Here is a 20,329-nt window from a genome sequence, read left to right as displayed (position 1 = left end):
CGCACGCCGCTCAATCTCCCTTCGAAGAATCGCCATGACGTCCCAACTGCACAAAAAGGGCGAGGCCTGGTCGGCCCGCTTCTCGGAACCGATGTCCGAGCTGGTCAAGCGCTACACGTCGTCGGTATTTTTCGACAAGCGCCTCGCGCTCGTCGACATCGCCGGCTCGCTCGCGCACGCGAACATGCTCGCCGCGCAGAAGATCATCAGCGCCGACGACCTGGCCGCGATCGAACGCGGGATGGCGCAGATCAAGGGCGAAATCGAGCGCGGCGAATTCGAATGGCAGCTCGACCTGGAAGACGTCCACCTGAATATCGAGGCGCGCCTGACCGCGCTGATCGGCGACGCCGGCAAGCGCCTGCACACGGGCCGCTCGCGTAACGACCAGGTCGCGACCGACATCCGCCTGTGGCTGCGCGGCGAGATCGACCGCATCGGCGGCCTGCTGAACGACCTGCGCGGCGCGCTGCTCGACCTCGCGGAACAGAACGCCGACACGATCATGCCGGGCTTCACGCACCTGCAGGTCGCCCAGCCCGTCACGTTTGGCCACCACCTGCTCGCATACGTCGAGATGTTCTCGCGCGACGCGGAGCGCATGCGCGACTGCCGCACCCGCGTGAACCGCCTGCCGCTCGGCGCGGCCGCGCTCGCCGGTACGAGCTACCCGATCGATCGTCACGCGGTGGCGAAGACGCTCGGCTTCGACGGCATCTGCGCGAACTCGCTCGACGCGGTGTCGGATCGCGACTTCGCGATCGAATTCGCGGCGGCTTCCGCGCTCGTGATGACGCACGTGTCGCGCTTCTCCGAGGAACTCGTGCTGTGGATGAGCCCGCGCGTCGGCTTCATCGACATCGCCGACCGCTTCTGCACCGGCAGCTCGATCATGCCGCAGAAGAAGAACCCCGACGTGCCCGAGCTCGCCCGCGGCAAGACGGGCCGCGTGAACGGCCACCTGATGGCGCTGCTGACGCTGATGAAGGGCCAGCCGCTCGCGTACAACAAGGACAACCAGGAAGACAAGGAACCGCTGTTCGACACGGTCGACACCGTCGCCGACACGCTGCGGATCTTCGCCGAGATGGTGGCCGGCATCACCGTGAAGCCGGACGCGATGCGCGCGGCCGCGCTGCAAGGCTTCTCGACCGCCACCGACCTCGCCGACTACCTGGTCAAGCGCGGCCTGCCGTTCCGCGATGCGCACGAAGCCGTCGCGCACGCCGTGAAGATCTGCGACGACCGCGGCATCGACCTGGCCGACCTGACGCTCGACGAGATGAAGCAGGAGCTGCCGAACGTCGCGCACCTGATCGGCGAAGACGTATTCGGCTACCTGACGCTCGAGGGCTCGGTCGCGAGCCGCAACCACCCCGGCGGCACCGCGCCCGACCAGGTGCGTGCGGCGGTCAAGGCCGCGCGCGCCGCGCTCGGCCAGTAAGCGTGCTGTTCCGGACGGACGCCCTCGGCGTCCGTTTTTCATTCGGGCGGCCGTCGCGTCGCCCATCGCCTTTCCTGCTTCCCGAATGCCGCCGATGACCTTTTCCGCCGCGCTCTTCGACATGGACGGCCTGCTCGTCGATTCCGAGCGGACCATCATGAATACGTGGATCGACGTGTCGAATGCGCACGGCGTCACGCTGACGACCACCGACTACCTGCAGATCGTCGGCCGCTCGTTCGCCGAAGGCCAGGTCATCCTGGCACGGCTGATCGGTAACCCCGATACGTTCGACGCGGTGCGCATCCGCGTGCGCGAACAGCTCGCGGCGCCCGAACCGCATCCGAAGTTTCCGCTGAAGCCTGGCGCGTTCGCGCTGCTCGACGCGCTCGCGCAAGCCGGCATTCCATGCGCGGTCGCATCGTCGTCCGCCTGCGAGGTCATCCGCGCGCGACTCGACGCGGTCGGCGTGCTGCCGTTCTTCCGCGCGATCGCGGGCGGCGACGAAGTCGCGCGCGGCAAGCCCGACCCGGCCGTCTACCGGCTCGCGGCCGATCGCCTCGGCGTGCCGGCCCACGCCTGCGTCGCGTTCGAGGACAGCGACTTCGGCGCGCAATCGGCCGCCGGCGCGGGTGCATCGGTCATCACCGTGCCCGACCTGAAGGCGCCGACGCCCGAAATCGTCGCGCTGAGCCTGCACGTGCTCGCGTCGCTCGACGATGCGGTCGCGCTCGTGCCGTCGTGGTTCGGCGGGATCGAGACGCAACGGCCCGCCTGACTCACGGCCGCCAAATGAAAAACGGGCACCTTTTTCGGGTGCCCGTTTTGCTTTTGGCTGTCTCGCCGAATCGGCGTCGCCATCGCACTTACTTGTTGCCGGCCGTCTCCGACAGCCGCTTCATCGTCGCGATGCGCGCGCCGATCAGGTCGACGCGGCCGTCCTCGCCGACGAGCGGCGCCGTCGCATCGCGGAACCCGACCCACGCGCGCTGCGCGCGGACGAGCGTCGCGGCCGAATGCGCGGGCATCTTGCGGCGCAGCTTCTGGTAATAGCGGTTCAGGTCGAACAGCGCGTGCTCGCACGCGGCGTCCTGTTCGCACGGCCGCACGCGGCGCACGGCCGGGTCGCGCGGCGCGTTCGCCGGCCTGGCGTTCGGCTTGACCGCGCTCGGCGCATCACTCGTGCCGCCCTGCGCGCCGCTCGTGGCCGCAACCGGCACGGCGGCGGGCGGCGGTGCATAACGATCGGCCGCAGCGCGCAGCGCCAGCGCGCGATCGCGCACCGGCTGCAGTTGCAGGTCGGCACTCGACATCGCGTACGACGTCCCGCGCGTGGTGTCGTACACGGCCTTCAGCAGAAGCACTTCGTCTTTGCGCCACGTGAGCCAATGGCGCTGGCTGTCCTGCCAGCCGCGCTTCGCATCGGCCGGCGCATCCTTCAACAGGCGCTGGTACGCGCCGTCCATCACGGCCTGCCACTGCTGCTGCGCCTCGCCCATGCACTGGATCTGGCCGGCCGGCGAAGACCGGTCGCGCCGCGCGAGGCACTGCCGCATCGCGACGTCGATCGGGTCGGCCGCCGCGACTTCCGCGTGCGCGACGCCGACGCCCGCCAGCCCTGCCGCCCAGACGACGAGCGCGGCCAGCGCCGCACGCATCGCCTGGATTCGTCCGTGCGCCGCCATCAGTCGCGCACGCAGTCGACGAAGTACTCGACGCGGCCGTTCACCTCTTCCGCGACGAGGCCGTGGATGTCGGTGTGGAAGCCCGGGAAGCGTTCGTTGAAGTCGCGCGCGAACCGCAGGTAGTTCACGATCGTCTTGTTGAAGCGCTCGCCCGGGATCAGCAGCGGAATGCCCGGCGGGTACGGCGTGAGCAGGATGCTCGTCACGCGGCCTTCGAGCTCGTCGAGCGGCACGCGGTCGATCTTGCGGTGCGCGAGCTTCGCGAACGCGTCCGACGGCTTCATCGCCGGTTCCATGTCCGACAGGTACATCTCCGTCGTCAGGCGGGCGATGTCGTTCGCGCGGTACACGTCGTGGATCTGCGTGCATAGATCGCGCAAGCCGACACGCTCGTAGCGCGGATGCTGCGCGACGAATTCCGGCAGCACGCGCCACAGCGGCTGGTTGTTGTCGTAGTCGTCCTTGAACTGCTGCAGCTCGGTCACCATCGAGTTCCAGCGGCCCTTCGTGATGCCGATCGTGAACATGATGAAGAACGAGTACAGGCCGGTCTTCTCGACGATGATCCCGTGCTCGGCCAGGTACTTCGTGACGATCGCGGCCGGAATGCCGGTCTCGCCGAACTCGCCGTCGACGTCGAGTCCCGGCGTGATGATCGTCGCCTTGATCGGGTCGAGCATGTTGAAGCCTTCCGCCAGCGGGCCGAAGCCGTGCCAGTGGTCGTTCGGCTTCAGCATCCAGTCCTCGCGCGAACCGATGCCTTCTTCCGACAGGTTGTCCGGGCCCCACACGCTGAAGAACCAGTCGTCGCCGTATTCGGCGTCGACCTTGCGCATCGCGCGGCGGAAGTCGATCGCCTCGGCGATCGATTCCTCGACGAGCGCGGTGCCGCCCGGCGGCTCCATCATCGCGGCCGCGACGTCGCACGACGCGATGATCGCGTACTGCGGGCTCGTCGACGTGTGCATCAGGTACGCCTCGTTGAAGCGGTGCTTGTCGAACGTGCGGTTCTCCGAATCCTGCACGACGATCTGCGAGGCCTGCGAGATGCCCGCGAGCAGCTTGTGCGTCGAGTGCGTCGCGAACACGAGCGCGCCGGTGCGCGGACGGCCGTCGCCGATCGCGTGCATGTCGCGGTAGAAATCGTGGAAGGTTGCGTGCGGCAGCCACGCTTCGTCAAAGTGCAGCGTGTCGAGCAGGTCGCCGAGCAGGTCCTTGATCATCTCGACGTTGTAGACGACGCCGTCGTACGTGCTCTGCGTGATCGTCAGGATGCGCGGCTTCATGTCCGGGTTCTCGCGCATCGCTTCGCGCGCGAACGGGTTCGCCTCGATCTTCTTGCGGATGTTCTCCGGCTTGAATTCGTCGCGCGGGATCGGCCCGATGATGCCGAAATGGTTGCGCGTCGGCGTGAGGAACACTGGAATCGCGCCCGTCATCGTGATCGCGTGCAGGATCGACTTGTGGCAGTTGCGGTCGACCAGCACGATGTCGCCCGGGGCGACCGTCGCGTGCCAGACGATCTTGTTCGACGTCGACGTGCCGTTGGTCACGAAGAACAGGTGGTCTGCGCTGAAGATGCGCGCCGCGTTGCGCTCGGACGCCGCGACGGGGCCCGTGTGGTCGAGCAGCTGGCCGAGTTCGTCCACGGCGTTGCAGACGTCCGCGCGCAGCATGTTCTCGCCGAAGAACTGGTGGAACATCTGGCCGAGCGGGTTCTTCAGGAATGCGACGCCGCCCGAGTGGCCCGGGCAGTGCCACGAGTACGAGCCTTCGTCCGCGTACTTGACGAGTTCCTTGAAGAACGGCGGCGCGAGCGAGTCGAGATAGACCTTCGCCTCGCGGATGATGTGGCGCGCGACGAACTCCGGCGTGTCCTCGAACATGTGGATGAAGCCGTGCAGCTCGCGCAGGATGTCGTTCGGCAGGTGGCGCGACGTGCGCGTCTCGCCGTACAGGAAGATCGGGATGTCCGCGTTGCGGCGGCGCACTTCGGTGACGAACGCGCGCAACTCGATGATCGCGGTCGCGAGTTCGGGCAGCTCGCCGTCCTGGCCGGTCTCGCCGAGCATGAGTTCGTCGTCGTCGATCGACAGGATGAAGCACGACGCGCGGCTCGACTGCTGCGCGAACGACGTCAGATCGCCGTAGCTCGTGAGGCCGAGGACTTCGACGCCCTCCTTCTCGATCGCTTCGGCCAACGCCCGGATGCCGGAGCCCGAGATGTTCTCGGAGCGGAAATCTTCGTCGATGATGACGACGGGGAAACGAAACTTCATGGGCGATTCTCCAAAAAGAACGACCGCGGCGCGTCACGCGCAGCGGTCACCCGGAAACTGGTGAGACGTTATGCAACCAGATCAGGTTTTCGGCAGCGTGACACCACGCTGCCCCTGATACTTGCCGCCGCGATCCGCGTACGACACGTCGCACACTTCGTCGCTCTCGAAGAAGAGCACCTGGGCGACGCCTTCGTTCGCGTAGATCTTCGCGGGCAGCGGCGTGGTGTTCGAGAATTCCAGCGTGACGTAGCCTTCCCACTCGGGTTCGAACGGCGTCACGTTGACGATGATGCCGCAGCGCGCATAGGTCGACTTGCCGAGGCAGACCGTGAGCACGGTGCGCGGGATGCGGAAATATTCGACGGTGCGGGCCAGCGCGAACGAGTTCGGCGGGATGATGCACACGTCGCCCTTGAAATCGACAAACGAACCCTCGTCGAAGTTCTTCGGATCGACGATCGTCGAGTTGATGTTCGTGAAGATCTTGAATTCGTCCGCGCAGCGGATGTCGTAGCCGTAGCTCGACGTGCCGTAGCTGACGATCCGGCGGCCGTCCTCGGACGCGCGGACCTGATCGGGCACGAACGGCTCGATCATCTTGTGCTCTTCGGCCATGCGCCGAATCCATTTGTCGGACTTGATGCTCATATCGGGGCGCCTGGAAACGCTGCGTGACGGGAAACGAAGGCCGCCATTCCGGACGGCGGCCAGGGAAAGGCCGACATTTTACGCGATCATCGGCCCGCGCACGCGGCGGCCATCAACGGATTACGCCACAGGCGAGCGCGGGCCCCGCGCCATGCTGCGGAAACGCGGGGTCGCTCGAGTCGCGGTGTACCAGCGCCGCGCGGTTCATCGCCGAGCGCACGCCATCGAGGGCCAGATCGGGCGCGACGATGAAGCCGGCCGCGACGCCGTTCGCGTCCGCGTGGATGTTGCCGAGATCGCCGGCGACGCGGGCACCCGCGCGCAGCCGGTCGGCCGCCGGCGCGAACACCTGGCCGGCGCTCGAGCCGTCGCCCGCGTTGCAGTCGCCGCGTTCGTGTACCTGTAGGGCGTGATCGCTGTTCGGCGGCAGCCCGGCCAGGTTGTAGGTAACCTGCACGCCGTCCGGACGCTCGACGAACGTCACCGCGCCGCGCGCCTGCGAGCCGACCGTCGGCTGCAGCTGTGCGTCGGCCCGTTTTTCGTGCGACGAGGAAAAGGAGGTGCAGCCGGCCAGCAGGCCCAGCGCGGCGGCGGCCAGCAGCGCGCACCGCACGCGGCCGGCGTACACGCCGTGATGTCGTTGTTTCATTCGATCCTCATGCCGGCTGACGGCCGTTTGACACGACGGCCGCGCCGGGCGGGTAAAGGGACCCGGGAAAAGTCGCCATGATACCGCGCCTCGCGGCGCCGTAAACAGCGTGAGGCCCCGCCCCGCAAGGGTTTTACGTATTTTGAACAACGATCGACGGGAACTTCGACGTCATGTCGCGCGATCGCTCGGCAATCGCCAGCGCCACCCCGCGCGCGATTTCGCGATAGCGACGCGCCAGCGCGCCGTCGGCATCGGCCACGACCGTCGGCGTGCCGCTGTCGGCCCGCTCACGGATCGCGATGTCGAGCGGCAGGCTGCCGAGCACGTTCACGCCGTATTCCTTCGCCATCCGCTCGGCCCCGCCGGCGCCGAAGATGTGCTCCTCGTGGCCGCAGTTCGAGCAGGTGTGGATGCTCATGTTCTCGACGATGCCGAGGATCGGAATCCCGACCTTCTCGAACATCTTCAGGCCCTTCTTCGCGTCGAGCAGCGCGATGTCCTGCGGCGTCGTGACGATCACCGCGCCGGTGACGGGCACGCGCTGCGCGAGCGTCAGCTGGATGTCGCCCGTGCCGGGCGGCATGTCGACGATCAGGTAGTCGAGCTCGCGCCAGTTGGTCTGGCGCAGCAGCTGCTCGAGCGCGGAAGTCGCCATCGGGCCGCGCCACACCATCGGGTTGTCTTCCTCGATCAGGAAGCCGATCGAGTTCGCCTGCAGCCCGTGGCCCACGAGCGGGTTCATCGACTGGTTGTCGGGCGACTCGGGGCGTTGGCCATGGATGCCGAGCATCGTCGGCAACGACGGACCGTAGATGTCGGCGTCGAGGATACCGACCGACGCGCCTTCCGCGGCAAGCGCGAGCGCGAGGTTGACGGCCGTCGTGCTCTTGCCGACACCGCCCTTGCCCGACGCGACCGCGACGATGTTCTTCACGTTCGGCAGCAGTTTCACGCCACGCTGCACCGTGTGCGCGACGATCTCCTGCGAGACCGCGACGCGCGCGTCGCGCACGCCGGCCACGGCCTGGAGCGCCGCGGTGATGCGGGCGCGCACGTCGTCGTGCTGGCTGCGCGCGGGATAACCGAGCACCACGTCGAGCGCCACGACGTCGCCGTCGATCGCGACGTTGCGCACGCCCTTGTTCGCCGCATACGGACGGCCGGTATTGGGGTCGACGACAGCCGCCAAAGCGGCGTCGACTTGTGCCCGGTCAATGCTCATCGAAACTCCGTGAAAACGTTTTTCTCGCGCGCAAACGTCAAAAAATATCAAATTACGGCGCGAAAATCGGGAAAAGTGAAAGAATCTGTTGCACGCCATTGCGCGAACGCGCGACCCGGCGCACTCTTCGCGTGCGGCATGCTATGGGGCCAAATCGGCCACTTACCGCCTATATTGTAGAGGCTGACGCGTCGCACTGTCCCAACAGCCACGCTGACGGACAGGGCATGCAGCCACCTCGGCGGCTGCCGCGGGCACGGGCTGCCCTCCTTTTTCGGGCGGCCCGCGCAGGGAGCCGTAACTGTTGTTGTCGTCGTTGTCGACTCGTTCAACCAAGAGAGGAATCCAAGATGAACATGAAAATCGCGACCCGCTTGTCCGTCTTCGCATTGGCCGGCGCACTGCTGGCAGGCTGCGCCACGCAGCAAGGCAACAATACGGCCGTCGGTACCGGCACGGGTGCGGCGCTGGGCGCAGGCATCGGCGCACTGGCGGGCGGCGGCAAGGGCGCGGCGATCGGCGCAGGCGTCGGCGCACTGGTCGGCGGCGTGACGGGTTACAACTGGCAGGCGATCAAGAACAAGCTCGCGCCGTCGGCGGCGCAAACGGGTACGCAAGTGACCGAGCAGCCGGACGGCTCGCTGAAGCTGAACGTGCCGAGCTCGGTGACGTTCGCGACGAACCAGTACGCGATCACGCCGGCCTTCACGCCGCTGCTGAACGACTTGGCGACGACGCTGAACCAGAACCCGCAAGTGACGGCATCGATCGTCGGCTACACGGACAGCACGGGCTCGGCCCAGCTGAACCAGACGCTGTCGCAGAACCGCGCGCAAAGCGTCGTGAACGCACTGGCGCAGCGCGGCGTGAACGCCGGCCGCCTGTCGGCGCAGGGCATGGGCGCATCGAACCCGATCGCGGACAACGCGACCGAAGCCGGCCGCGCACAGAACCGCCGCGTCGAAATCTACCTGCGCGCAGCGCAGGCGCAGTAAGCGCGCGACGAGGAGAAAGCGCGGCCCGCCGCCCGCGCAGCCCCGCCGGACAAGGCTCCCGGCGGCGCCGGTAACAAATCGAAAAAATTTTCGAACTTCTGTCGCAGGCCGTGGTCAGTATTTACGGTACGCGGCTGGTGTTGCCGGCGCGTCACCATTCTCCTCTTGTCGTTGTTGCTCCGGGGCCGTATCCGCCCCGGTTTTTTTTGCCCGCAGAATTCGTGCTGCATCGCAGCACCGCACCGTCGGGCACGCCGCATGCGCGGCCCCGCCCGTTTCGGCGCCCGGTCCTGGGCCGCCCGCCCGCGTCGCTGTTGCGCACCCCTGCTAGAATCGCAGTTTCCCGTCGTTTTTCCGCTGTTCCTCTACAGACCCTATGTCCGCATCCGACCTCACTTCCGTGCAGGCTGCGGCGCCGCAAGGTGGCCGCCAGATCCTCGTTACGTCCGCACTGCCCTATGCCAACGGGCAGATCCACATCGGCCACCTGGTCGAGTACATCCAGACCGACATCTGGGTGCGGACGCTGCGAATGCATGGCCATGAGGTCTACTACATCGGCGCCGACGACACGCACGGCACGCCGATCATGCTGCGCGCGGAGAAGGAAGGCCTGACCCCGAAGCAGCTGATCGATCGCGTGTGGGCCGAACACAAGCGCGACTTCGACAGCTTCGGCGTGTCGTTCGACAACTTCTACTCGACCGATTCGGACGAGAACCGCGTGCTGAGCGAGAAGATCTACGTCGCGCTGCAGGACGCCGGCTTCATCGCCGAGCGCGAGATCGAGCAGGCGTACGATCCCGTCAAGGAAATGTTCCTGCCGGATCGCTTCATCAAGGGCGAGTGCCCGAAGTGCCACGCGAAGGACCAGTACGGCGACAACTGCGAAGTGTGCGGCTCGACCTACCTGCCGACCGAACTGCTGAACCCGTATTCGGTCGTGTCGGGCGCGACGCCGGTGCGCAAGACCTCGAAGCACTACTTCTTCCGCCTGTCCGATCCGCGCTGCGAAACGTTCCTGCGCGAATGGGTGAGCGGCCTCGCGCAGCCCGAAGCGACCAACAAGATGCGCGAATGGCTCGGCGACGCCGGCGAGGCCAAGCTCGCCGACTGGGACATCTCGCGCGACGCACCGTACTTCGGCTTCGAGATCCCGGGCGCACCCGGCAAGTATTTCTACGTGTGGCTCGACGCGCCCGTCGGCTACTACGCGAGCTTCAAGAACCTGTGCGAGCGCAACGGCATCGACTTCGATGCGTGGGTCCGCCCGGGCTCGACCACCGAGCAGTACCACTTCATCGGCAAGGACATCCTGTACTTCCACACGCTGTTCTGGCCCGCGATGCTCGAGTTCTCGGGCCACCGCACGCCGACCAACGTGTTCGCGCACGGGTTCCTGACGGTCGACGGCGCGAAGATGTCGAAGTCGCGCGGCACGTTCATCACCGCGCAGAGCTACATCGACACGGGCCTGAACCCCGAATGGCTGCGCTACTACTTCGCCGCGAAGCTGAACGCGACGATGGAAGACATCGACCTGAACCTCGACGACTTCCAGGCGCGCGTGAACAGCGACCTCGTCGGCAAGTACGTGAACATCGCGAGCCGCGCGGCAGGCTTCCTGATCAAGCGCTTCGACGGCCGCGTGCAGGACAGCGCGATGAACCATCCGCTCGTCGCGAAGCTGCGCGAGGCGATCCCGCAGATCGCCGCGCACTACGAAGCACGTGAATACGGCCGCGCGCTGCGCCACACGATGGAGCTCGCGGACGAAGTGAACGCGTACGTCGACGGCGCGAAGCCGTGGGATCTCGCGAAGGATCCGGCCAACGCGGTCGCGCTCCACGAAACCTGCAGCGTGAGCCTCGAGTCGTTCCGCCTGCTGTCGCTCGCGCTGAAGCCGGTGATGCCGCGCGTGGCCGAAGCCGTCGAGTCGTTCTTCGGGATCGCGCCACTCGCCTGGGCCGATGCCGTAAAGCCGCTGTCGTCGGAGCAGCCGATCAAGGCGTACCAGCACCTGATGACGCGCGTCGATCCGAAGCAGATCGAAGCGCTGCTCGCCGCGAACCGCGACTCGCTGCAGGCCGAAGCCACCGGCGCGGCTGCCGCGAGCGCGAACGCGAAGGATGCGAAGAACAACGCGAAGGCGAACGCGAAGCAGGCCGCTGTGAACGGCGCGGACGACGCACCGATCTCGATCGACGATTTCGCGAAGATCGACCTGCGCATCGCGAAGATCGTCGCGTGCCAGGCCGTCGAAGGCTCGGACAAGCTGCTGCAGCTCACGCTCGACGTCGGCGAGGAAAAGACCCGCAACGTGTTCTCGGGCATCAAGTCCGCGTACCAGCCCGAGCAGCTCGTCGGCAAGCTGACCGTGATGGTCGCGAACCTCGCGCCGCGCAAGATGAAGTTCGGCCTGTCCGAAGGGATGGTGCTCGCCGCGTCGGCCACCGACGAGAAGGCCGAGCCGGGCCTCTACATCCTCGAGCCGCACAGCGGCGCGAAGCCCGGCATGCGCGTGAAGTAAGCCGAACGCGCTGCCGCTTGCGCAAAAAGGAAGCCCCGCACGATGTGCGGGGCTTTTTTCATGGCTGCTCGGCGCGCCGCCCGCGCCCGCCGTCGCTGCTGAACCAGCGATCAAAGCGCCGCGTGTAGTTCAGGTCGACGCCCTGGAACGTGCCGCCGTACGCGGATACCGACCAGAAACGCGTCAGGTTGATCGTCGCCTTGAACGCGTTCGCCGCCGATTGCAGCCCTTGCTCGAAGCCGAGCACGAAGCGCTCGTTGATCGCCTTCGACACCAGCACGACCTGCGGATCGGTCAGGCCGACTTCACTGCGGCCGACCGAAACCTCGTCGAGACCGAAGGTCTGCGCGACGCGCTTGCCGGTCACGCTGCCGAGCAGCCCGAGCGCCGCCGTCATCGCACCCTGCTGGCCGACGTTGTTGCCCTGGTCCGTGCCGTGCCCGAACAGCAGCCACGACAGCTTTTCGTTGTCCGTGACGTTCGGCTCCGACACGAGCTTGACCGTCAGCGACTGGATCGTGCCCGTCACCTGCACGCCGGCCTCGACTTCCTGGTTGCGCCGCATCGCGAGGATGTTGACGCCCGGGTTCGACACGGGGCCGTTGAACGTGAAGAAACCATTCTCGATCGCGAGCTTGCGGCCGAACGACGTGTACGTCGATCCTTCGGTCACGCGCACGTTGCCGACCGCGCGCAGCGGCACGCCCGGCGCGCTCATCACGGTGATCGTGCCGCGCAATCCGAGATCCGCGCCATGGCCCTTGAAGCGGAAGTTGTTGCCGAGGCCGATGTCGACATTCGCGCGTGGCGCGAGCGACGGCGCCGGCTTGTCCTCGACCGGCTTCGGCTTCGCGACCGCGGAACCGGTCGGCGTCTCGCCGCGCACCGTGCCGCCCGGCTGCATGATCACCACATCGTCCGACAGGTGCGGCGCCGATTCCTCGGGCAGGTCGAACAATGCGCGGTCGACGACGAACTTGCCGTCGATCGACAGCGCGCCGCGCGGCCCGTCGTTCGCGACCGTCGCCTTGCCCGACAGCGACAGCTTGCGGTCCGGCGCCGCGAACAGCTCGAGCTTGTCCGCGACGATGCTCGCGGTCAGGTCGGGCGCCTCGCCGTCGAGGCGCACGCGGCCGAGCATGCGCAGCGTACCGTCGCCGCCGTGGAACTCGACCTGCTGGAATTCGACGAGGTTTTCCGACAGCTTCACGCGCACGATGCCGTCCTTCAGCTGCACGCCCTGGTCGATGAGCGTCGCGGACAGGTCGTCGCCCGTCAGCGTCCCCGACAGGTTCGGCTTCGCCGGCGTGCCCGCGACGGTCAGCTTCAGCGCCGCGCGGCCGCCGAGCAGGTAGCTCGGCCCGAACAGGTTGCCGGTCGTCTTCAGCGCCGGGATGTCGGCGTCGATGCGGCCCGACAGCGGGCCGTCGTTGACCACGCCGAACATGCCATCGTGCAGCGCGAACGGCACGGTGACGTTCGCGTCGAGCGTGCCGATCCGGTTCGCCTTCGCGAGCGCCGTCACGTTGAGCCGGTTGCCGGGCGTGAAGCTCGCGCGCGCGGACAGGTCGGTCAGCCCCAGCGAGGCGATGCCGCGCCCGCTCTCGATCGTCACGTCGCCGCCGCGGCGCTTCACCTGCACGTAGCCCGTCGCGTTCGCGCCGAGCGAGAAATCCCAGTCGGCATCGAGCACGACGTCGGTGCGCACCGGTGGCCGCTGGCCCGTCAGCGCCTGGCGGACCTCGAGGAAACGCGCGACCGACGCACCGGTCACCGAGCCCGCCGAGCGCATCTGGCCGTGATCGAACACGAACGACTTCAGGTCGATCGCCGCGCCTTCGAGCGTGAGCCGCGTCGCGCCGAGCGTCACGCGGCCGGCGCCGGCCGACACGGTCAGCGGCGACTGCAGCGCGATGGCCGGCGTGCCGCGGTTCGCAAGACGCGTGACGGTGCCGTCCCAGCGCATCCCGTCGCGGTTCTCGACCACGCCGCCATTCGCCGCGAGCGTCACGTCGATCACGCGACCGTCGGCAATCCCGAGCGCCGATGCGTCGAGCGTGTGCTTCGCGCGCGTGCCGTCGAGGTTGGCGCGCAGCGATTTCAGCTTCAGCGAGCCGAGCGCGAGGTCGGACGCGTCGGCCGTGAACACGAGCGCGCCATGCGCGCCGTCGCGGATGTCCGCGCGGCCCTGCGCGGCACCGATCCGGTTCGAGCCGACGACGACGTGCTCGGCCTTGTAGGTGGCCGTCACGTTCGGATGCGCGAAGCTGCCGGTCAGGTCGCCCTGCGCCTGCACGAGCCCTTCGACGCCGAAGCCGAGCCGGTCGAGCTGCGGCGCGTCGACGACGAAGCGCAGCCGGTCGCCGGGCGCGCCGAAGCTGCCGCGCAGGTCGACGTGGTTGCCCGCGATCGACAGGTTTGCATTGCTCGGCAAGATCCGCGAGCCGGCCAGCTGCACGACGCCGGCGCCGGTCAGCGGCACGCCGTCGTACAGGCTGTCGCCGAGCTTGAAGGTCGCCTTCGTCGATACCTGCGGCGCGAATGCGCCGGACGCCGTGAGCGTGCCCGACACGCGCGTCTCGCCGCGCTGGGCCGGCGCCTTCGCCGCCTTGGCGGGCGCCTTGCCGCCACCTGCCTTCGGCGCGCTCATCGCGGCGAGCAGCAGCGGATCGAATGCGGTCAACGTCGCCTTCGCGTCGTAGCTCGAATGCGCATCGTGGCGGAACACACCGGTCAGATCGATCCGGCCCTTGCCCGCCGTCACGCGTGCGTCGGTCAGCACGGTTTGCTGCGGCGTCAACGCGACCTTCGCGCGTGCGCCGAGCGCGAGCTTCGGGTCGTTCAGGTTGAAGTCGACGGTCGTGACATCGCCCGCGAGCGTCACGCCGAGCGGGCCGGCGAGGCGCATCGGCCGCAGCTCGGCGACGAACGCGTTCAGGTCGAGATTCGCGACCTTCAGGTCGAAACGGCCCTTGCCGCCCGTCAGCGTGCCGTTGCCCGTCACGCTGCCGTCGCGAATCAGCTTCAGTGCGAGATCGTCGATCCGCTGCGCGTGCGCGTCGAGATGCACGTTCGCGTGCGCGTCGATCACCGGCAGCAGGTGGTCGCCGAGCGTGCCGGGCTTCGCGTTGACGATCGACACCGGGCCGGTCACCGCGAAACCCTTCGCGGGCTCCGCCCCGGCCGGCGCGGTCACCGGCGCGAGTTCCGCGCGCACCGCGAGATCGGCGGCCGGCGCGCCGGGCGCGAGCGCCTGCGGGTTCACGTGATCGAACGCGAGCGATGCGCGCGTGAGCGGCACCGCGCCGAACGGTGCGGCCTCGACGTGCGCGCGCCCGTTCAGCTTCATCCCGCTTGCGTCGACTTCGGCGACGAGCGCTTCGAGCGAGCCCGACACGCGCGCACGCGCATCGACCGGCTCGTCGGACAGCTTGCCGGCATAGGTGGCGTCACCCGTCAGCGCGAACGGCTTCACGCCGTCGAGCTTTGCGCGCGCGGTCAGCGCGCCGTACGGCGTATCGATGCCGTCGAGCACGAGTTCATGGTGACGGCCGTCGCTGCGGCCGTTCAGCGCGATATGGTCGAGCTGCGTCGTCGAGCCGCCGTCGTGGATCGCGAGGTGATCGACGCGCAGGTCGTCGATCCGCAACTGCAGCGGCAGGCTCAGGTCCTGCGGCGTCGTACTCGGCGTCGACGGCCCCGGCGCGATCCGCACGTCGATCGTGCCGGCGCGAAGATACGCGATGGACAGCCGCCACGGCGCGCGGGTCAGCGCCCAGCGGCCGTCGAGCCGGTCGATGCGGATTTCCGTGCCCGTGCCGTCGGGGCTCGTCCACGCGAATCCGCGCAACCGCACGCCGGTCGCGAGCGAGCCGCCGTCGAGCGTGCCCGCGAGTCGCGCGCCGAGCACACGCTCGGCCACCTGCCACGCGAGCCGCGTGCCGTGCTCGGTCGTCACCGCGGCCAGCACGAGGCCGACCGCCAGCACGACGAGCAGCACGACCGTCGCGAGCGTCCACGCGACGAACCGCCCGATCCGCGCGACGGGCCCGCGGCGCGGCGCGCGCGGCGGCGCGTCGGGCGCGCCGTCGGGCGAGTCCGGATCGTGAGGCGGCGGCGTGTCGTTCGGGTCCTTCGTCATGCGGTTCGTCGTCGGTGAAGCGGTACGGTCAGAAAGCGATGCCGAGCGTCAGGTACGGGCGCACGCTATGGTTGCGCAACCCGTACGCGACGTCGACGTTGATCGGGCCGACGGGGCTGCGCCAGCGCGCGCCGATGCCGACACCCGGATAGAACACGCGCTCGCCCCACGCATCGGTGGCGGTGCCGATGTCGAAGAACGTCGCTGCGCCCCAGTCGCGGTTGAACCAGTGCTGGTATTCGGCGGTGCCCGTCATCAGGTACTTGGTCGGCAGCACGGAACCGTCGACGCTGTTACCGATGCTCTGGTAGCCGTACCCGCGCACCGAGTTCGAACCGCCCGCGCGGAACAGCAGCGACGCCGGCACACCGGTCGAGCTGCCGCTCGTGAACACGCCGCCGAGTTCCGCGCGGAACACGAACAGGTCGCGCTTGCCGATCGGCAGGTACTGCTGGCCGCGCGCGTAGCCGCGGATGAAGGACTGGTCGGTGAGCACGCCCTTGACCGCAAAGCCGGCCTCCGCGTGGATCAGGTTGCCCGAACGCGGAAACAGCGGATCGTCGACGTTGCGGCGCGTCCACGCCCATTGCGGCACGAGCGCGCGGCTCGTGGTCGGACCCGCGCCGTTCTGGTCTAGCCGGTCCTGGTAGTACATCAGCGAATACGAATAGTCGATGAACTGGCCGGTGCGCGTGCGCTGCGCGCCGACCCGCGCGCTGTAGATGCGCGTGTCCGACACGTTCGTGTTCGTGTACGACGCGAGCACGCTGTTGGTCCAGCCCTTCTCGCCCGGCGGCATCGACAGCTGGACCTGCCCGTATTGCTGGATCTGGTCGAGGCGGCCCGACACGGTCAGCGGCCATGCAGCGCCGAACGTGTCGAGATACGTATAGGAGCCCTGCACGTGCGGCCCGGTATCGGTGGCAAAGCCGACGCCCCCGCGGATGTTGTTGTACGGAAACTCGCTGACCTTCACGTGCACGGGCGTGCGCTCGGGCTTCGCCGTATCGTCGCCGACGTCGATCGCGACGCTCGCGTAATACGGCGTGTTCTGCAACTGCCGCTGCAGTTCGGTGATCCGCTGCACGTCGTAGATCTCGCCTTCCGACAACGGATTGACGTTCGTGACGATCCTTTCCGGATAGCGCCGCACGCCGTCGACGTCGACCTTGCCGATCGTGAACGTCGGGCCGCTGTCGAACGTGACCGCGAGCATCGCGCGCTGCGTGCGCGGGTCGATGCGCGCTTCGGACGACGCGATCTTCCCGCCGAGATAGCGGCGCGACTGCAGCTGCCTGAGCGCCGCGCCCTTCGCGCCGTCCCAGTCGGACTGCGTGAACGGGTCGCCCGGCTTCAGCGAGAACGCGAAACGGGTCGCGGCTTCCTGCTTCGGATCCTCGGTGTCGATGGGCCCCTTGAACGTCAGCTCGACGCTCGACACGATCGTCTGCTTCCCCGGATCGACCGCGATGCGCACGTCGCGCTTGCCATCGCGCGTGCGCACGTCGGTGCGCACGACCGGCGAGAAATAGCCGGCCGTCGCGGTGAGGTCGCGCACCTGCTGCGGCGTGGCGGTCACGAGGAAGTCGAACTGGTCGTCGCTGATGTCGTCGCGCTTCGCGAAGCGCGCGATGTCGAGATGCGTCTTCAGGAGCTTGCGGATCGAACGCGGCGCGTCGATGTCGACGTCGTACTTCGCGTGGGCCGGCAGCGCGAAGCACGCGGCCAGGCAACCCGCGAGGGCCGCCCGCGCGGCGCGGGCCGCGACGCCGGCGCGATTGCGTTCCCCGCGCGGGACCGCGTCATGTGCCGTATGTGCTTGCTGGTTCGACTGCCCCGCCAAATATGACCTCGCCGTCTCGGAGTGTTACGGTTTCGTGGAAAACCCTGTATTTGACCACAGGGCGCCGGCGTCGCCGCCAAACGATTGTGAAAGAGTGCCAAGGCACCGCAAGGGCCGCCGCACGAAGTCCACCGGTACCGGCCAGCGGATTCGACGCGCGATTGACGCCGGCCGTTCCCGCGATGCGGTAAAATCCCGCCATCGTGAATCCGGCGCATCGTGCGCCGCCCGAAACGGAAAACCCAGCCATGCCGTACCAGTCCGATGTCACGCAGTTCCTGAACCAGCTCAAGCAGCAGAAGCCGACGCTCGAGGACGAGCAGCGCAAGGGCCGCTCGCTGCTGTGGGACAAGCAGCCGATCGACCTCGAAGAGCGCGCCGAGCAGCAGGAATCGCGCGTGAAGCAAACGCCGTACGTCTACTACCAGAACTTCTGACGACGTGAGCGCCGCCGACGAGGCCAGCGCCGCCCGCCAGGACGACGCGATCGCCGCGCCTGCGGGCGCCGATTCGACGCCCGACACGGTCGACGGTGTCGCGGCATTCGCTCGCCTGTACGGCGAGCCGCTCTTCAAGCTGCCGCAGGATCTCTACATCCCGCCCGATGCGCTCGAGGTCTTCCTCGAGACCTTCGAAGGCCCGCTCGACCTGCTGCTCTACCTGATCCGCAAGCAGAACTTCAACGTGCTCGACATCCCGATGGCGCAGGTCACCGCGCAATACCTGGGCTACGTCGACCAGATCCGCACGTCGAACCTCGAGCTGGCGGCCGAGTACCTGCTAATGGCCGCGATGCTGATCGAGATCAAGTCGCGGATGCTGCTGCCGGTCAAGAAGGCCGACACCGGCGAGGAAGCCGAGGATCCGCGCGCCGAACTCGTGCGCCGCCTGCTCGAATACGAGCAGATGAAGCTCGCCGCGCAGCGGCTCGACCAGTTGCCGCAGCTCGGCCGCGACTTCCTGCGCGCCGAGGTCTACATCGAACAAAGCGTCACGCCGCGCTTCCCCGACGTGAATTCGGACGACCTGCGCGCCGCGTGGGCCGACGTGCTCAAGCGCGCGAAGCTCGTCCAGCACCACAAGATCTCGCGCGAGGAGCTGTCGGTGCGCGAGCACATGAGCCTGATCCTGCGCCGGCTGCAGAACGCGCGCTTCATGGAGTTCGCCGAGCTGTTCGACACGTCGCGCGGCGTGCCGGTCGTCGTCGTGAATTTCATCGCGATGCTCGAACTCGCGCGCGAGTCGCTCCTCGAAATCACGCAGGCCGAGCCGTTCGCGCCGATCTACGTGCGTCTCGCGTACCTGCCCGCGTAACCCCCGCGCCCGCCTCTCCCGTTCTCCCGGTTCATCCCCGCACGCTCGCTGCTACGCCGCAGTCCGGCTCGGCCGCGCGAGCGGTTGCCGGCACGCCCGACTAAAAAGTGAACGATCGTTCTTTTTTCGATGCGTTTGGCGGCCAAATCCTCTACAATCCGCCGACGCCTGATGCGCCGCCCGCGCGCCGGCGTTCTCCGCTTCGACCCCGACGCCGCTGCTGCGGCGCCAACGCGCGCCAGCGCGAGGAACCCGCTACCCGATCATGAAAGTCATCAGCTCGATCCATGAACTGCGCGACCAGCTGCGCGGCCAGAACCGCACGGCGTTCGTGCCGACGATGGGCAACCTGCACGAAGGGCACCTGTCGCTGATGCGCCTCGCGCGCCAGCACGGCGACCCGGTCGTGGCGAGCATCTTCGTCAACCGGCTGCAATTCGGCCCGAACGAGGATTTCGACAAGTATCCGCGCACGCTGCAGGACGATATCGAGAAGCTGCAGAAGGAAAACGTCTACGTGCTGTTCGCGCCGACCGAGCGCGACATGTACCCGGAACCGCAGGAATACCGCGTGCTGCCGCCGGACGATCTCGGCGGGATCCTCGAAGGGGAATTCCGGCCCGGCTTCTTCACCGGCGTGTGCACGGTCGTGGCGAAGCTGATGGCCTGCGTGCAGCCGCGCGTCGCCGTGTTCGGCAAGAAGGACTACCAGCAACTGATGATCGTGCGCCGCATGTGCCAGCAGCTCGCGCTGCCGGTCGACATCATCGCCGCCGAAACCGTGCGCGACGAGGACGGCCTCGCGCTGTCGTCGCGCAATCGCTACCTGTCGGCCGACGAGCGCAGCGAAGCGCCCGAACTCGCGAAGACGCTGCAGCGCATCCGCGAAAGCGTGCTCGGCGGCGAGCGCGACCTCGGCAAGCTCGAGGACCTGGCCCGCGTGCATCTGGCCGGCCGCGGCTGGGCGCCCGACTACATCTCGATCCGCCGCCGCGCGAACCTGATCGCGCCGGACGCAGCCCAGCTCGAAGCCGGCGAACCGCTCGTCGTCGTCGCCGCCGCGAAGCTCGGCGCGACGCGCCTCATCGACAACCTGGAAATCTGACGGGCCGCCCCGCCCGCGCCTCTCACGCATCACGGAGACACCATGCAGCGCCACATGCTCAAATCGAAGATCCACCGTGCGGCCGTCACGCACTGCGAGCTGCACTACGAAGGCTCGTGCGCGATCGACGAAGACCTGCTCGACGCATCGGGCATCATCGAGAACGAACGGATCGACATCTGGAACATCAACAACGGCGAGCGCTTCTCGACTTACGCGATCAAGGGTGAGCGCGGCAGCGGGATGATCTCGCTGAACGGCTCGGCCGCGCGTCGCGCGCAACTCGGCGACCTCGTGATCATCGCGGCCTTCGCGATGGTCGACGAAGCCGAGCTGCAGGCCGGCTGGAAGCCGAAGCTCGTGTTCATGGACGACGGCAACAAGATCAAGGGCCACCGCGATCACGTGCCGACGCAGAACTGGACCTGAGCTGACCACCTGCCCGCGTGCCGTGGCGCGCGGGCGCGG

At 67.8% G+C, this 20,329-nt stretch carries 15 protein-coding genes; 8 read left to right on the top strand and 7 right to left on the bottom strand.

Annotated features, from left to right (window positions below; all coding sequences use genetic code 11):
* Nucleotides 1-34 precede the first annotated feature (34 nt).
* Together argH and CFB34_RS27985 are read left to right on the top strand one after the other, a co-directional pair.
* Nucleotides 35-1,444 (top strand): argininosuccinate lyase, encoded by a 1,410-nt coding sequence (gene argH, locus CFB34_RS27990; RefSeq protein ID WP_089440789.1) that lies wholly within the window; start codon nucleotides 35-37, stop codon nucleotides 1,442-1,444.
* A 94-nt stretch (nucleotides 1,445-1,538) separates the two neighbouring features.
* Nucleotides 1,539-2,222 (top strand): HAD family phosphatase, encoded by a 684-nt coding sequence (locus CFB34_RS27985; protein ID WP_089440790.1) that lies wholly within the window; start codon nucleotides 1,539-1,541, stop codon nucleotides 2,220-2,222.
* Between the two features lie 88 nt (nucleotides 2,223-2,310).
* Here the strand turns inward: CFB34_RS27985 and CFB34_RS27980 are convergent, their stop codons facing one another.
* The 5 genes from CFB34_RS27980 to apbC all read right to left on the bottom strand — a co-directional run bounded on the left by CFB34_RS27980 (nucleotide 2,311) and on the right by apbC (nucleotide 7,933).
* Nucleotides 2,311-3,129 carry a lysozyme inhibitor LprI family protein gene (locus CFB34_RS27980; protein WP_089440791.1) on the bottom strand — a complete coding sequence of 273 codons (819 nt, stop codon included), beginning with the start codon at nucleotides 3,127-3,129 and terminating at the stop codon, nucleotides 2,311-2,313.
* The gene (locus CFB34_RS27975) at nucleotides 3,129-5,408 is read right to left on the bottom strand and encodes an arginine/lysine/ornithine decarboxylase (protein WP_089440792.1); all 2,280 of its coding nucleotides are present in this window, start codon (nucleotides 5,406-5,408) and stop codon (nucleotides 3,129-3,131) included. The genes CFB34_RS27980 and CFB34_RS27975 overlap by 1 nt, the downstream gene beginning before the upstream one ends.
* A gap of 81 nt (nucleotides 5,409-5,489) precedes the next feature.
* Entirely contained in the window at nucleotides 5,490-6,059 is a 570-nt protein-coding gene (dcd, locus tag CFB34_RS27970) for a dCTP deaminase (RefSeq protein WP_006398615.1), read from the bottom strand.
* A gap of 112 nt (nucleotides 6,060-6,171) precedes the next feature.
* Nucleotides 6,172-6,708 (bottom strand): superoxide dismutase [Cu-Zn], encoded by a 537-nt coding sequence (sodC, locus tag CFB34_RS27965; protein ID WP_089440793.1) that lies wholly within the window; start codon nucleotides 6,706-6,708, stop codon nucleotides 6,172-6,174.
* 133 nt (nucleotides 6,709-6,841) lie between these two features.
* The gene (apbC, locus tag CFB34_RS27960; RefSeq protein WP_089440794.1) at nucleotides 6,842-7,933 is read right to left on the bottom strand and encodes an iron-sulfur cluster carrier protein ApbC; all 1,092 of its coding nucleotides are present in this window, start codon (nucleotides 7,931-7,933) and stop codon (nucleotides 6,842-6,844) included.
* Nucleotides 7,934-8,283: 350 nt separating this feature from the next.
* On the opposite strand from apbC, the gene CFB34_RS27955 reads away from it, so the two are divergent.
* Both CFB34_RS27955 and metG read left to right on the top strand, forming a co-directional pair.
* On the top strand, nucleotides 8,284-8,928 hold the full coding sequence (locus CFB34_RS27955) for an OmpA family protein (RefSeq protein WP_089440795.1): 645 nt from the start codon (nucleotides 8,284-8,286) through the stop codon (nucleotides 8,926-8,928).
* A gap of 376 nt (nucleotides 8,929-9,304) precedes the next feature.
* Nucleotides 9,305-11,458, top strand: coding sequence for a methionine--tRNA ligase (gene metG / locus CFB34_RS27950; RefSeq protein WP_089440796.1), 2,154 nt, complete (start codon nucleotides 9,305-9,307; stop codon nucleotides 11,456-11,458).
* A 58-nt stretch (nucleotides 11,459-11,516) separates the two neighbouring features.
* Here the strand turns inward: metG and CFB34_RS27945 are convergent, their stop codons facing one another.
* Together CFB34_RS27945 and CFB34_RS27940 are read right to left on the bottom strand one after the other, a co-directional pair.
* Nucleotides 11,517-15,599, bottom strand: a complete 4,083-nt coding sequence (locus CFB34_RS27945; RefSeq protein WP_089440797.1) for a translocation/assembly module TamB domain-containing protein — start codon at nucleotides 15,597-15,599, stop codon at nucleotides 11,517-11,519.
* Nucleotides 15,600-15,627: 28 nt separating this feature from the next.
* Complete coding sequence (locus tag CFB34_RS27940; RefSeq protein ID WP_089440798.1) at nucleotides 15,628-17,442, bottom strand: autotransporter assembly complex family protein; 1,815 nt, start codon at nucleotides 17,440-17,442, stop codon at nucleotides 15,628-15,630.
* Nucleotides 17,443-17,690: 248 nt separating this feature from the next.
* On the opposite strand from CFB34_RS27940, the gene CFB34_RS27935 reads away from it, so the two are divergent.
* The 4 genes from CFB34_RS27935 (at nucleotide 17,691) to panD (ending at nucleotide 20,290) form a co-directional block, all read left to right on the top strand.
* Entirely contained in the window at nucleotides 17,691-17,879 is a 189-nt protein-coding gene (locus CFB34_RS27935; RefSeq protein ID WP_089426099.1) for a DUF3460 family protein, read from the top strand.
* 4 nt (nucleotides 17,880-17,883) lie between these two features.
* Nucleotides 17,884-18,756: a ScpA family protein gene (locus CFB34_RS27930; protein WP_021164248.1), complete on the top strand. Its 873-nt coding sequence runs from the start codon at nucleotides 17,884-17,886 to the stop codon at nucleotides 18,754-18,756.
* A gap of 265 nt (nucleotides 18,757-19,021) precedes the next feature.
* Nucleotides 19,022-19,861 carry a pantoate--beta-alanine ligase gene (gene panC, locus CFB34_RS27925; RefSeq protein ID WP_089440799.1) on the top strand — a complete coding sequence of 280 codons (840 nt, stop codon included), beginning with the start codon at nucleotides 19,022-19,024 and terminating at the stop codon, nucleotides 19,859-19,861.
* 42 nt (nucleotides 19,862-19,903) lie between these two features.
* Nucleotides 19,904-20,290, top strand: a complete 387-nt coding sequence (gene panD, locus CFB34_RS27920) for an aspartate 1-decarboxylase (protein WP_089426100.1) — start codon at nucleotides 19,904-19,906, stop codon at nucleotides 20,288-20,290.
* The last annotated feature ends 39 nt before the right edge of the window (nucleotides 20,291-20,329 follow it).

It is taken from the genome of Burkholderia sp. HI4860 (assembly GCF_002223045.2).
Lineage (GTDB): Bacteria > Pseudomonadota > Gammaproteobacteria > Burkholderiales > Burkholderiaceae > Burkholderia.
Note: the sequence above shows the minus strand (reverse complement) of the source record. Positions and strands in the feature narration are given on the sequence as shown.